General features: G+C 57.6%; 10 protein-coding genes and 1 pseudogene. 9 read left to right on the top strand and 2 right to left on the bottom strand.

The features are described 5' to 3' along the window. Positions 1-578 precede the first annotated feature (578 nt). From AAE027_RS27200 to AAE027_RS27170, 7 genes are all read left to right on the top strand, one after another. On the top strand, positions 579-2990 hold the full coding sequence (locus tag AAE027_RS27200) for a 2-aminoethylphosphonate--pyruvate transaminase (protein ID WP_370986991.1): 2412 nt from the start codon (positions 579-581) through the stop codon (positions 2988-2990). Between the two features lie 31 nt (positions 2991-3021). Further along, positions 3022-4080 carry a dhydrorhizobitoxine desaturase gene (rtxC, locus tag AAE027_RS27195; RefSeq protein ID WP_370986990.1) on the top strand — a complete coding sequence of 353 codons (1059 nt, stop codon included), beginning with the start codon at positions 3022-3024 and terminating at the stop codon, positions 4078-4080. 29 nt (positions 4081-4109) lie between these two features. Continuing rightward, positions 4110-4895, top strand: a complete 786-nt coding sequence (locus AAE027_RS27190; protein ID WP_370986989.1) for a gamma-glutamyl-gamma-aminobutyrate hydrolase family protein — start codon at positions 4110-4112, stop codon at positions 4893-4895. Positions 4896-5045: 150 nt separating this feature from the next. Then, positions 5046-5915, top strand: coding sequence for an EamA family transporter (locus AAE027_RS27185; RefSeq protein WP_370986988.1), 870 nt, complete (start codon positions 5046-5048; stop codon positions 5913-5915). After that, on the top strand, positions 5912-7192 hold the full coding sequence (locus AAE027_RS27180; protein ID WP_370986987.1) for an ATP-grasp domain-containing protein: 1281 nt from the start codon (positions 5912-5914) through the stop codon (positions 7190-7192). Before AAE027_RS27185 ends, AAE027_RS27180 begins: the two co-directional genes overlap by 4 nt. Continuing rightward, positions 7192-8529, top strand: coding sequence for a glutamine synthetase family protein (locus AAE027_RS27175; RefSeq protein ID WP_370986986.1), 1338 nt, complete (start codon positions 7192-7194; stop codon positions 8527-8529). Before AAE027_RS27180 ends, AAE027_RS27175 begins: the two co-directional genes overlap by 1 nt. A 244-nt stretch (positions 8530-8773) precedes the next feature. Next, positions 8774-9016, top strand: coding sequence for a hypothetical protein (locus tag AAE027_RS27170; protein WP_370986985.1), 243 nt, complete (start codon positions 8774-8776; stop codon positions 9014-9016). An 809-nt stretch (positions 9017-9825) separates the two neighbouring features. On the opposite strand, the gene AAE027_RS27165 is transcribed toward AAE027_RS27170, so the two are convergent. Further along, positions 9826-10395, bottom strand: a complete 570-nt coding sequence (locus AAE027_RS27165; protein WP_370986984.1) for a hypothetical protein — start codon at positions 10393-10395, stop codon at positions 9826-9828. Positions 10396-11696: 1301 nt separating this feature from the next. Here AAE027_RS27165 and AAE027_RS27160 point away from each other — a divergent pair. After that, complete coding sequence (locus AAE027_RS27160) at positions 11697-11963, top strand: hypothetical protein (protein ID WP_091894593.1); 267 nt, start codon at positions 11697-11699, stop codon at positions 11961-11963. Positions 11964-12298: 335 nt separating this feature from the next. Then, a complete protein-coding gene (gene hisN, locus AAE027_RS27155) occupies positions 12299-13087 on the top strand; it encodes a histidinol-phosphatase (RefSeq protein WP_370986983.1) in 789 nt (262 codons plus the stop codon). Between the two features lie 600 nt (positions 13088-13687). On the opposite strand, the pseudogene AAE027_RS27150 reads toward hisN, so the two are convergent. Continuing rightward, a pseudogene (locus AAE027_RS27150) lies at positions 13688-14107 on the bottom strand (sigma-54-dependent Fis family transcriptional regulator); the annotation flags it as partial. Positions 14108-14198 lie beyond the last annotated feature (91 nt).

Below are 14198 nucleotides of genomic sequence, written 5' to 3'. Positions count from 1 at the left end.
ATCAAGTCTCAAGCCCACGCAGCAGACTCCCGTCGCCAACGACGATCATCAAGTGTGCCATGCCTTGATCTGCATCCGGGCGCGATGATCCGACTGCATCGTTTTCCTAACGTCAAGTTTGCCTGAATGGCACAGGTTCACACGTAAGTCGGTCGGCCGACCTGCCGCTTCGCGACGCAAGAAGGACCGCGCTCAAGCCTGCGCATGCGTGATGGCTGGATGAGAGCGCGCGTCGGCGCCAATTGCGTGCGAGGGCGCGGTGGCAAAGCCAATTTCTGGGAGGTCTGAATGGCATCGGTGAGGAGCTTTGTGAAAGATCGTTCTGCATCTGGGATGAGATATGGAGGTTGTCATCCGACAGGGTTTTCGGACAGCGACCCGAAACGCGCCCGCGATCCATGGCGTTTGACCCGAAGCTGTTGACCGAGGAAGTCGACGCTCGCCACAGGGGCTCCCTGGTGGGGTGGGCGTACTCCAGATCCATTGACGAATACAACTTGAGGAGGAATGGTTTGATAAGACAGCGCTCTTTGCTGACGCCTGGTCCATTGTCGTTATCGCTGGCGGTCAGAAGCCAGATGCAGCTTGATCTCGCATCGCGCGATTGCGAGTTCAAGGAAGTGACCGCCTGCATGAGGCGGCTGATGCTCAACTTGCTGGGAAATTCTGACGACTATTCGGTGGTGCCTATTCAGGGAGGCGGCTCCTTTGCAATGGAAGCCGCTCTCTCTTCATTTGTGTCCCGAGCCCACAGGCCGCTCGTCTGCATAAACGGCATCTATGGCGAGCGCATTTTAAAAATTTTGCGGTTATGGGGCGTCGAAGCACTGAAGCTTGTCAAGCGAGCGACCGATCCTTTCAATCCTCAAGAAATTGGCGAGTATCTGAGCCGAAATCCTGGCGTTACGCACCTATGTCTCGTGCATTGTGAGACAACAACTGGAATCGTCAATCCGCTGGACGCAATCGTGGAGGAGGCGAGGCGACGTGGCGTAAAGACCATCATCGATGGGATGAGTTCTTTCGGCGCCCTCAACATCGACCTGAGCCAGCGTGGACCTGACGTCCTGGTCACCTCGAGCAACAAGTGCATAGAAGGGCCGCCGGGAGTGGCATTTGTCATCGCGTCTCGCGAGCTGCTGGAGAATGCGGTTCAAGAACCGAGGTCGTTTGTGCTCGACGTGAGAGATCAATGGCTCTCGCTCGAGCGCACGGGTGAGTGGCGATCGACCCCTCCCACCCACATCGTTCAGGCAACGACAAAGGCCTTGAAGATTCTGCACGAGGAGGGCATCGATGCCAGGCGCTGCAGGTACGAGAAGGTCAGGGACGATCTCGTCAAAGAACTCGAAGGAGTGGTGTCTCCGCTGCTGTCCCCGGACTTGCAGTCGCCGGTCTGCGTCGCGTTCAGTGCGCCGTCTGGAATCGTGGACCAGGCAGGATTCGATGGGCTGTATCGCCACTTGGCGGCCCACAACCTTTACGTCTACTCGAAGCTGCATCTTCCGACGCGGAGTTTTCGCGTCGGTTGTATTGGGGAAATCCAATCCAGCTGGATCGAGCAGTTGGGGTGCGCTTTTCGTACATATTTCCGGTCCGGTCAGGCTCGGTCAGCAAGGCCGATGTCGAGCCATGAGGCATGCGGGGCTCGCGTAAAGATGCCGGCTCGAGCGGCCGGGGACCCGCAGCTGCCGTTTTCCGCCGAGACTGCTGTTCTGCATGCGGGCTATCGACGCGACCCGGTGACGAAAGCCGTCGCAGTGCCGATTTACCAGAATACGGCTTATGAACTCGATGGCGATCTAAACCACATTGCTGACGTCTACAACGTCAAGGCCGATGGGTTCACCTACACGAGGATCATCAATCCGACGACCCGCGCGCTGGAAAAGCGCTACGCCGCCGTCGATATGGGACGCGACTCGCTCGCCGTTGCGTCAGGTCAAGCGGCGACGTTCCTGGCTATCGTCAACCTGTCAAGTGGCGAAGTGGGGGACAATGTCGTCGCCTCTCCCTATCTATATGGCAATACCTGGAACCTGCTCCACAATACATTAAAGCGTCTTGGGATCAGCGTGAGGACGGCAGATCCTCGAAGGCCCGAGACGTTCGAGCGTGCCATTGATGATCGCACGATATGCCTGTTCGGAGAGGTGATTTCGAATCCCTGTCTGATTCCGCTCCCCGTCAAGCAGCTGGCGGAGATCGGCCGAAAGTACGGCGTGCCTTTGGTCGTGGACAATACGACGACGCCACTGGTATGCCGGCCGTCAGATCTCGGCGCTGCGATTACGACGTACTCCGCAACGAAATATATATGCGGCCATGGCACGACGCTTGGCGGACTGATCGTTGACAACGGCGAGTTTAGCTACCGGAAAGCCTCTCGCTTTCCCTTGTTCAACCGTCCCGACGATGCGCATGGCGGAATTGTCTGGCATAACGCGGTGCGCGATGTCGACGATCTTGGAAAGAGCGAGTTTCTGCTCAAGGCTCGCATGACCTGGTTGCGCGATACCGGCGCGGCCATCGCCCCGTTTGCGAGCTTTCAACTGATCCAAGGGCTTGAAACGCTGCCCCTTCGCATGAAGCAGCACTGCGCGAATGCCAGGATCGTGGCCGACGTTCTCAAGGAGCACCCTAAAGTGCGCCGTGTCTTCTACCCGGGGCTCTTTGAAGGCGCCGATCGGGAAACCGTCGAACAGACACTCAATACTGCATACGGACACGGGGCGATGGTCATGTTCGAAGTGGAGGACGAGCAGGCTGGGCGCAAGTTCATCCAGAACGTCGACTTGATGTATCACGTTTCGAATGTAGGCGATGCCCGAACGCTCGTGACTCATCCTGTCTCGACGACCCACACCACAGTCCCGCGGGAAAAGCGCGAAGCCGCCGGCATATATGGCGGCTCGATCCGACTTTGCGTCGGCATCGAAGATGTCAATGACATCGTACGCGATCTGGACAAGGCGCTTTCCGCAATCTGACAACCAGCAAGGCGATCAGGAAGAGGTTCTCATGAATCAGGCAGACGCTTGGAAACTGAGGTCATCACGCTATGAGGCCGTTCAATTCAGCCGGGAGGTCAATAAGCAGCTCTCCGAGCTGAGGCCCGACAACATCACGGGAGCGGCCTATATTGCCAAAGATTACGCTGTCATCGCAGCGTGCACGCTCGCGACCGTGTCCATCTCATGGTGGCTCTACCCGCTCGCCGTTCTTCTGATTGGTGCCTATCAGCGCGGATTGACAACCATCGCTCATGACGCGGCTCATCGGACGCTCGCGAAGAACACGACCTGGAACTACGTCCTCGGCATTCTGTTCGCTTCCTATCCCTTGTTCCAGCGCCACTGGGCCTACCGGATTTCGCACGTCTATTTGCATCATCCCTATCTCGGGGACCCGGACAAGGATCCCGACCTGAAGTTCTTCCTGGCCAGCGGCGTTTACGACGTGCAGCCTCCGGAGCGGTACGCTTTCAACATGATCTGGAAGCCGATCTTCGGCGGCGCGACAGTGGCGTATCTGAAGTATCTTTGGACCAACCGGTTTTCGATCACAGAAGCCGAGGATCAGAGCCGCTCAGGCATACTTATCGACAAGTATGGCTTCTATCTCTTCTGGATCAGCATCCTGGCCGGGTCATATGCGCTTGGGCTGCTCCATATCGTCGTCCTATTTTGGATCGTGCCCTATCTCACCACGTTTCAGGTCCTCGGCTGGTTTATCGAGCTCGCCGAGCACTCACCTATGTGCGAAACCGAGACGCAGAACGTCTATCTCACCAGGAATCGGAAAGGAAGTTTCCTTGAGCGGGCCATCCTCGGACAGAATCTGGATGAGTACCACCTCGAGCATCACCTTTCGCCGGGTATCCCGTTTTGGCTGTTGCGCAAAGCTCAGAAAATCCGAATGCAGGATCCGAACTACGCGAAGGTTGCCGAGACCTGGGGCGGACTCTTTGTCAAGGGACCCCAAGGTCAACCTAGCGTCATAACTCAGTTGAAAGAGCGAAATCGACGGTTGTATGAGCAGTCCGTTGCCGAGGTCCGCACGCGAGGGCAGCTGGCGTGACGTTGCTACGGCCAGAGCGCGCCCGAGCCGTGGTCGGCGTCACTTCGAACCGTCTTTTGGTGGATGGTGTGCATCGCGACTGGTTGCGGCGCAAATACGTGCAGGCACTCCATCGTCATGCGGGAGTGGCGTGCGTCATATTGCCGACGGTCGACGCGGAAGATGCGAGGGAGGAGGTCGCCCCGGCGATCATAGGCCGGCTCGACGGCCTGGTGTTGACTGGTGATGAATCGAACATCGACCCCGCCATCCTGAGAGCGCCTTCGTCCTTGACGGAGGCTGATCGGCAGGACGTTGAGGTTGGGATCCTTGACCGCCCGCGGGACAGGCTCTCTGCCGTAACCATAGAGAGCGCCATGGCGCTCGGAATGCCTATTCTGGGCATCTGCCGTGGGCTTCAGGAACTCAACGTCTATTTCGGCGGCACACTCCGCCCATCGCTTGCGGAGTGGAGGCCGGAAAGTGGCGCGATGCATGCCGAGAAGCCAGATCGTCCAAGAGACCGTCAGTACGACGCCGCGCACAGCGTCAGGATATGTTCCGATGGCGCGCTCTTCCCAATCGCGCGGACGATCGAAGCGCAAGTCAACTCGCTGCACAATCAAGGCATCGAGGCGCTTGCCCCGGCGCTGAGGCGGGAGGCGTGGGCGCCTGACGGCCTGGTCGAGGCGGCTTCGGTCATTGGCGCGCCGACACTGCAAATCGGCGTGCAATGGCACCCCGAATGGCACGTCTCAACCGATCTCCTCAGCAAGCAACTGTTCAAGACATTTGGTGAGGCGTGTGTTGGGTACTGCAGAGCTAAGAAGCACTAGAGGCGGATTGTGACATTTCAAACCAAACGTGGTCCGTGCAGGTCGAAAGGAGAGTCCCTCGGAGCCGATGCACGCGCCTGGTCCTCCGCGGGCCGTGCGCCGCCGCGCAGGCAGCGATTGACGAATCGCTTCGCTCTAGGAGTTTTCTTTGTGGCGCTTTATGTCGTCGTGAGCGCGGCAGGCGAGGTTTATGCGGCATCGTATTTTCAGCAAGCAGATGTGTTCGTCGCGCTCCTGCTGTCCTTCGCTGTGGTTTGTCTGACGTTCAATCTCCTGGCGCGCCACGAGGGAGGCGAGGCAAGGGTGGCGAAATGGTCGCTCCTGGTCTTCGTCGCGCTCAATGTCGTGACAGCGATCAGCTGGATCGGCCTCTTTATCGGGCTGAAATACGCTGAACCTGCGATCGTCGTCGCCTTCATGGTGGCGCTCGGGCCCACAGCAACAGTGTGGTTAAACGCACTGATCAGGCGCCAGGGCACCCCTCCAGCTTCCGATATCGTCGTGAGCGTTACGATCGCAACGATCGGAAGTTACATGATCTGGATCTCGGCCAGCGGCAACGCGGGCGTGGAGTGGGGGGCTCGATCGTCCTTTGGCATCGTCTTGGCGATCGTGGCCGGCCTATCGCTGGCCCTCACAAATATACTGGTCAAACTGCTGTTCGACCGTGGGTTTTCTGGCCGACAAGTGCTGGCGCATCGCTTTTACGGAACGATTCTCTTGCTGCTGGGCCTGGTCGACCATTCATCTATCGTGCCCGAGATCTCGCAGCATTGGTTTGCGATCGCAGCAATTGGGCTGTCGACGATCCTTGTTCCTTTGCTCTTGATCCAGCAGGGCATTCGCCGCGTAGAGCCCTTCACTGTCAACATGGTCCTGTCCACCGCCCCCATCATCACCTTCCTGTTCCAGTACTTCGATTCTCGCATCGTGCCTTCGTCACATACGTTCGTTGGAAATGTTCTCATTACGGCTGTCGCTGTCGGCAACATCTACTTGCAGTATCGGAGATCCACATGAAAGAACGGAACTGTGTAATCGTAGACGCATACTCTACCGGCCGGTACCTGCCGGAAGAATTCAAGCGTTATGGAATTGGAACGGTGCATGTGATGTCGGCTGCACAGATTCCACCCATATTCCAATCGCATTTCAATGCGGATCTGTATGATGAAGTCATTCGCCCCAGCGAGCGCATGGGGTATGACGACATCGTTGAATATCATCTTCAGGCTCTCCATGGCAGGGAGTTGGAGTTCGTTATCGCGGGCTGCGAGACCGGAGTTGAGCTCGCCGATTCTTTGTCGGAGCGGCTGGGCTTACCTTCAAATGGGACCGCGCTATCGGCTGCTCGGCGTGACAAAGCGCGATTGTCTTGCGCGCTGACCTCTGCAGGCGTGCGATCGATCAGACAAGTCGTGTCCGACAGTGCTGTAGAGATCGCGAGCTGGAAGCGTGAAGCGAAGTTCGACGAGATCGTGATCAAGCCTCTGAACAGTACGGGTACCGAGGATGTATTCTTTTGCTCGACAGATGCTGATATTCAGCGGGCTCTAAGCGCAATTGTCGGGAAGACGAACCGTGTCGGAGCGTTGAATCATTTTGCCCTTGGGCAGGAAAAAATAAACGGCCAGCAATACACCGTAAATGCCGTCTCGATCGACGGGGAAGCCTTCGTTACGGAGGCCTGGACCTATGACACCGTTCCTATTGAGGGGGCATCATCGGTCTGCTCACTTGAGAGGTTGTTGGGCGGCAGCGAACCAATCGTTCAGGAGCTGTCCGACTACTTGGTGCGTGCGTTGCAGGCGCTTCAGATCGTCGACGGACCGGCTCATGCTGAGATCATTGTCGATCATCGGGGGCCGGTTCTGGTGGACTTCGGAGCGAGACTTCAAGGGACCATGTCGGCAAAAGCACGAACCATGGCGTTGGGGCACAACCATATGACGCTGACGGCCTGGCGCTACGCAGATCCTAAGGGCTTTGGTGAGTACATGAGGCTGCGCGGGCCCTACAAGCGGCAGGCTCACGCACTATGCGTCTCGCTGATCTCCGATATAGGCGGTGTCGTTGCCGGTCACCCGGGACTCGAAACAATCCGCAAGCTACCGAGCTTCGCGGATGCCATTGCATTCGTTCCGATTGGTCAAGAGCTGGTTCCGACGATCGACTTGGCGTCGACACCAGGCATCGTTTATCTCGTGAATAGCGACTCGACACAGCTTGAGGATGACTATCGCAAGTTGCGAGCAATGCGGATGGATCAGGTGTTCGATTTAATGGATCGCGACTAATGCCAACTGGTGCCAGGTTGACCGGGGCGAATCCAGCCCGCGCGGCGATGATCGGCGTAAGCGACTTCGATGGCGTCCTGCGAGGCAAACACGTCTTAGGTGAAGATCTCTCGGATGGAGATAAAGTTATCAAGTTCTCTGAAGCGGTGCTGGCGTGGGATTGTTCGGATCAGATCATTCCGGCCAGTTTCACGCAAAAGCCGCTATCAGCATTCGGAGATGCTGATCTGCGTATCCTGTCAGGCACCGGCCGTTCGGTGTCTTATGTCGGCGATCAATATCTCTACCTCGCCGAGTTCACGGGCGCACATGAGAACATCTGCCCACGCGGTATTCTGCGTAAGGTCCTGAGAAGGGCTGCTGACCACGGCTACGGCTGCACTGCCGGGTTCGAGTTTGAGTTTATGCTGTTCAAGGAGAACGCCGACACAATTGAAGACAAGCCGTTCGGCGAATGGGCTCCTTTAACACGCGGGCCGTTCGGCTACTCGATTGCGCGTTCTGTCGCTCAACATGAGCTGTTCGATGAGATCTTGGCGCTTTGTGAGAAGGCGAGAATACCTCTAAGCGGACTGCACTTTGAAACGGGGCCTGGCGTGGTTGAAGCGTCACTTCGTCATTGTGATGCGCTGGAAGCTGCCGATCGAGCAACCATATTCAAGTCGATGATAAAAGCGTGGGCGCAAACGCGAGGCATGATGGCTACATTCATGGCCAAGGTTTCCGAGAAATGGCCCGGCCAGTCCGGCCATATTCACATCTCGATGTCCTCGGATGGTCAGAATGCCTTTTACGACAGCGATGCGTTCGCTAACGTTTCGAAGCTTATGAGGCAATTCATCGCCGGACAACTAGAATACATGAATGATTTCTGTGTGCTCGCTGCGCCGAACTTCAATAGCTACAAGAGATTGGTACCTGGCTGGTGGGCGCCAATCTGTCCAAGCTGGGGAGTTGACAACCGCTCCTGCGCCGTTCGGGCGATTCCGGGAGATCCGTCTGCCCATCGCCTGGAGTATAGGCTGGCTGGCGCTGACGTGAACCCATATCTCGCCCTCGCATGTGCCATTGGTTCCGGAATACTGGGCGTCGAAACAGATGTGGCCCTACCGGCTTCGATCGTCGGTGATGCAAGCGTGGAGATGTGTCGTCCGTCTGCGAGACTGCCTCAAAGCCTATCAGAGGCAACATATCGGTTTGCACAGTCTCCAGCGGCCAATGATGTCTTCGGAGAAAGGTTTGTTGAAGCCTTTTCTTGCTCCCGCCGTTGGGAATGGGAAGCCGTTCAACATCGGGTCACCGACTTTGAACGCCGGAGATACTTCGAGATCATTTAGCTTGAGCTCTTCGACAGTTTGCACCTCAGTCCTGTCGTCATCATGTGAATGGCGCCGGAGGGCTGGTGCGACTGTCTGTGCCGCCGAAGTTAGACTTCAATACAGGGCAAATGTCGGTCACTCGTTAAGCGTTTCGATTCATATCGGGGATCCATTCGCTTAGCTGCACGCGCGCGGAACTTTGGATGCAGTAGGTGTGACACGCTGATAGTGCCGTTACCGATGGCACGCGATCCAGGTCGACGTGCAGATCAACAGCTTGAAACCGTTCAAGCGAATGCCAAACTCACGATTGATCACGCATCGCCACGCTGGAGCAAAACCATCCTCAGATACGAGCGACCATACAAAAAGATTGCGACGGTTCAGCAGGGCTAAGCTGGAAACCGGCCTCAATCTGATTGAGCAAGACCTCAAACTCGCCAAATTGAAATCTTTAGAAAGCGACAGCAAGTGCTTGCAAACATCAAAATCGCCGGTGGGCTGATGGTCGATTTCGGATTGCTCCTTCTGATGACGGCTGCAATTGGCGCTTACTCGATCCATGCTTCCCCGAGCGCGAGCGGATCGTTGGGTGGTCCGCCAAAAGAATCACGAGGTCGAAGACGAGCGCATCGAAAAACGTTGTTTGAAGCTCTCGGATGCATGTGTAGATGACGCCGCGCGAATAGAATTAAAAGCCGCCAGCGCTGCCTATCATGGCCTGAAGGAGTACGGTGACTTGGGCCCCTGATAGACGCGTACTTCAGACAGCGAAACGAGGACAGGGAAGCGGCTCGACGCGCGCTCCTCAATGTGACCGACGCTGTTATCGAACAAATCACCGACACCGAAGACTCAGGATCGGAAGTGCTGTCGCTGGTGCGCGATTTGATTGACGCGCAAGAGTGAACAGACCGTTTTGCTGGAGCTTCGCCTCTCGCGCCCAAGCCCCTCTTTGTGTCGGTGTCCGACGGGACAATCGCTCGACTCCGGCTGGAAAAATCCGCCTGCATCTCTTGGTGTCCTCTGCGCCGTTACGTCTCGATAGATGCCAGGAATTTAGCCGCATTCTCCGCGGCCACAGCCAAGGCGCGAGAGAGTTTGAGCGCCTGATCCGCGTTACCCGGAAATGAACGCCGACAACGCTCGCAATAGCGACGGTGATCTCATCATCGATCTGCCCAACTATGATCGCAGCCGACTCGTCGATTTCGATCTCCTCGACACGCGGACGTCGTCAGGTTCCTTCGTCATCGCTACATTCTCCATAAAGTCCCTGGCGACAGCATATCGGAGATCTTGGTCCCTCCACCATCAATTCCGGAGTCCTCGCTTGGCAAGAAAGGCGGGATCGACTTCGCGACCGGCAGGCGCCAGGATTTCGACGAGATTGCCGTCATCGTCGCGGCAACGTCGGATCGTGTATGCGAACCTGCCGAAACTCGGAGTAGGAACGTTTACTGTCGCAACGCGCGGACGCGTCATCCTGGCTCCATGTGCGGGGCCGCCAATAAATTCAACGAGGGTTTTGGTCATGGGATGATCATCCCCGGTCTCTGCGTGGCGGAGATTACGGCCCGCGACAATCGAGAGCCATCTGCCAATCTTAGCTCTCGAGGAAGTCGCTCTCCTCGAGCCGTGCTCGCCGGTCAAGCTTACCGCCGGTCCGGACGCCCGGCGCATGTTCCAGAAGGCCAGCGCGTCTGCGAGCGTCGGCGAATGAACGATAGGATTAAGGCAGTCGACCTCGATGCAGGCGATCCTTGCCGTCAGGCCTAGCTCGACCTCGGGCATCCCGCCGCAGAACGGGCAGGCCTTGGCGCGTTCATCGCCGCGCAGCGCGGCCCGTTCGTGCGTTATTTCTCTCTCTGGCTTATCGGTCATAGGCGGGCTCTCATACGTGGGCGGGGCCGGAAGCGGAGTTTCTGTCCCGGCTTTACGGCGATGTGCTCCGGGGTCGGCGCCTCCTCCGGCACGGTGGTGATCGCGCTCGGCGTCTTCGCTTATCGCTTGTCTGGCCTCTCAGGAGGTCCGGAGTTTGGACGCCACACGCGCAATTTCCTCATCCGCTGAACGACAGCGAGTTCGCTTCTCTCGAGTAGGATAGAAATGCGCTTCGGTATTTCGTTGTTTGACGTGAGTTCGAGCAGGCGCTTGTCCTCTTCCTTGCTCCATCGTCTAGACCGGTTCCTAAGCACGATATGATTGACTTTCATTCCTTCGCCTTGGCCCTTGGGTGGAACGCGATTGCCAGACTAGCAGTCTCCGGCGCGCCAGTCCGCGTTGTGAGGGCGGACCATCTCGCGATGAGCAAATTTGATCAAGGCTCGCTCGAACCGAGCGCCAGTATCGAATGATGCGGTAAGCGTTTGCATGGCGGCGAAACATAGCTATTCACAAAATCCCAAGTCGCATTGCCAGCGGCGACTCCGAGGAAAATGCCTAACATGACAGTATTGCGAATACACTGACCATATCGGTCTTGGGCAAACACCAAGCGTACCTTAGCATTGCAATCACGGCGATAATCAGCGCAAAGAGATTGTCATCCGCTGTCTTTCTGCACGGTGGGTGGAAAGAGCACTGGCTGGCGGCCACAAGGCAAGCCTCATGTTCCGCGCCAATTCGATGCAGCGCCGATACAGTTTGCTCCAAGCATGTAATTGGGTTGGCGTATTCACGGCCGAATGAAGTGGAAGGGGCCGACTACCCAATCAACCTCCGACGCTGAGATCGTCAAAGCGAATCGAAGATGACGAAGTTGTCTTTGTTTTTGACGGTCAGCCCTTGAGCCTTGAACCCGCGGTTGCTGAGTGGCCTGATGGCCGCAAGGTTCATCAAGGCGCCACGATCGGTGAAGACCTTGACAAAGACGAGGGCTGCCTGCGCGGCTGGAAAACTCTGACAAGTTTGAGGCTTGTAGCATCGCTGTTCTAAGTTGACCGGGGTGCATCGCGCCCCGCAAGTTCCCGAATTCGAGGAATTGATCGTGGCCGTCAGCTTTTGGTCAGGGGACGGGGTTAGTCAGGCACTGCCCGAAAGATGCCTGGGCAGTTTCCTTCACCGGTCATGCTCGATCAGGTGGAGGGGCAATGTCGTAGCGTTTGACGAACACATATGGCACCTCGCGCGCGACGTTGATCGGCAAGTCGTTAATAGACAAATCACATATCTAGGGTGTCCAAATGCCGCATGACTATCGCAGCCTTAGTGTTATCGTTCGGTCCCCGTCGGGCGCGAAGGGCGATACCGGCGAGATAGCGGAAGGACAATACAAGGTCGAGGATGGATACGTACTGCTTAACAAGTTCAAGGATAGTGGCGTTGCGTATCAGGCCGCCCTTGGCAAGGACGATGATCCCGCCGCTGTCGCGAAACGACTCTTGAAATCCTGGTGGCAGACGCAGGACGTTTGGGGCGGGAGCCTGGAGCCGCCTAAGCGGATTGCTTGAGCCAATATTGGCGCGTTCCGGACCGGGACGCCGTGGCTGGACCGCAACCGCAGGCGCGAAATGAAGAGATCTCGTGCCAACGGTGTTCTTTTGCTTCTTCCCAGCGGACGATCTCTTCGTAACCGTTGATGAGCGGGACTGGAAGTATTGGGGAGGCCGCGCGACGCGAATTCCGCATTGACGCGACCGTCTCCGGTCTCACGACCGCCATCGAGGACGTGATCGGCGCGGCCCGAGAAAACAAAGGGAATGATACAATGGCTACCATCGGCACCTTCACCGAAAGCGCTCGGCAATCCCGAAACGGCCCTCGAGCAGCGCGCCGAACGCTCGAAATGGCCCAGCATGCCGTCACGGCAGACGATGCCGACGTCTATCTGTCATTCGCCGCTGAACTCGCAGATTCGGTCAGGCCCATCGTGCTGTCTTATTTCCGCACTCCGCTGGACGTCGCCGCCAAATCCGACGCCAGTCCGGTGACGATTGCCGATCGAGCCGTCGAGCTGCGTCTCAGGGAAAGGATCGAGGCGCGCTTTCCGGAGCATGGCATCATCGGCGAGGAGATCGGAAACAAGCTAGGTGGCGCTTTCACCTGGATCGTCGATCCGATCGACGGCACCAAGAGCTTCATCAGCGGCTTTCCCTTGTTCGGCACGCTGATCGCGTTGACCTATCAGCAGCAAGCATTCTGCGGTCTGATCGACGTCCCCTTTTCGGGCGAGCGGTGGATGGCGAAGCCCGGCGTAGCGCGGTTCGGCGATGGATTGGCACGGACCAGCGCATGCGAGAGCGTCGCCGACGCACGCTTCTACACCACATCGCCTGACATGTTCCGCAAAGGCGAGATGGAGTCATTCGAGCGGCTGTCGCGAGCTGCGCGGATGCGCCGTTTCGGCGGCGATTGCTACATCTATGGCCTGCTTGCGTCGGGACACTGCGACATCGTTCTCGAAACGGGGCTTCAGCCATATGACTACATGGCGCTGGTGCCGATCGTGCAGGGCGCCGGCGGCTGCATCACCGATTGGGAGGGATGCCCGCTCTCGATTCACTCGGAAGGGTGCATTTTGGCAACCGCAACGCCGCGGCTTCATGCCGAAGCGCTCGCCTTGATCCGGGGATAACCACCGATCATGCCCTACAGGACAACCATCGGAGGGACGGTCTTCGTAAACCTGATCCAGCTCATCAAGTTCTACAAGGAAAACCCCAAACTGCTGAAGCGTTGATCCTGCGGCCTACGCCGCATGGTTACAGACTATCATGCCCAGAGGACGAAGCCGAAGACGTGATGCGCGACGCTGTAGCCGAGCGCGTGGCCTCGCAGGACGCGAGGCGTAGCATCGATGCGGCTCAGCGCGATCAGATGAGGGCGTAGCCGCCACCGACCAACGACGAGGTTGGCGTAGTTCAGCGCTGACCAGGACGCTCTTCGCCAATTGGCGATTGGCTCGGTTCCGGGATTCCCTTATTGCCGACGATATCGAGCGAGCCATAGCCGCTTGCGACGGAGAAAGCCGTGTCCACAGGCATCGTCGCTATTTGGACGTACGCATCCGGTCAAGCTCCGCCCGCGGACAGCACGATGTGAAACACATTGCGACCGGCGCTATCCCCCCGGTACCAACGGTGCGGTAAACCGACCATGGTCATGGCGTCACCGGTGCCTTCCATCGCATGAAGGCCCCGAAGCATTAGGATAGAATAGTTTCACTCGTATCACTGGAGGCGGCGATCTGCTGGGCGAGCATGATACCCCGCGCCATCTCGTCGTCCCGGTAGACAAAGTCGCGGGCCTCGTCGGCCACCGTTACGAAAATCGCTGCGATCAGTTCCGGTTCCGGCGGCAGCGGGATATATTCCTTGGCGCCGGCACGGATCGCCGCGGCCGCGGCGCGGGCGTCGTTGGTGATGCCGCAGGCGACGATCGGCACGTAAATGTGCTCGGCTTCCAGCCGCATTACGAGGTCGCGGATGTCGAGCCCGACGTCGACCAAGAGCAGGTCGGCACCCTCGCCGCCGCGCAAAACCCGCATCGCCAGTTCATAATCCTCGGTCTGGGTAACGGTCTTGCCATTGTCGATGGCGATCTTGGTGGCTGTCGTGAGCTGGCCCTTCAAGGTGCCGACAATAAGAAGCCGCATGCTATTATCCTATATGTCTGTTCGCGTCGTCCACGACGCGAGTCTATGAAACGTCACAATATGCTTTGCATTGTCATGATGACGCCGAGCT

The organism is Bradyrhizobium sp. DN3 (assembly GCF_041357655.1).
Taxonomy (GTDB): domain Bacteria; phylum Pseudomonadota; class Alphaproteobacteria; order Rhizobiales; family Xanthobacteraceae; genus Bradyrhizobium.
The sequence above is the reverse complement of the archived record's forward strand: the minus strand, read 5'-3'. Positions and strand labels throughout refer to the sequence as shown.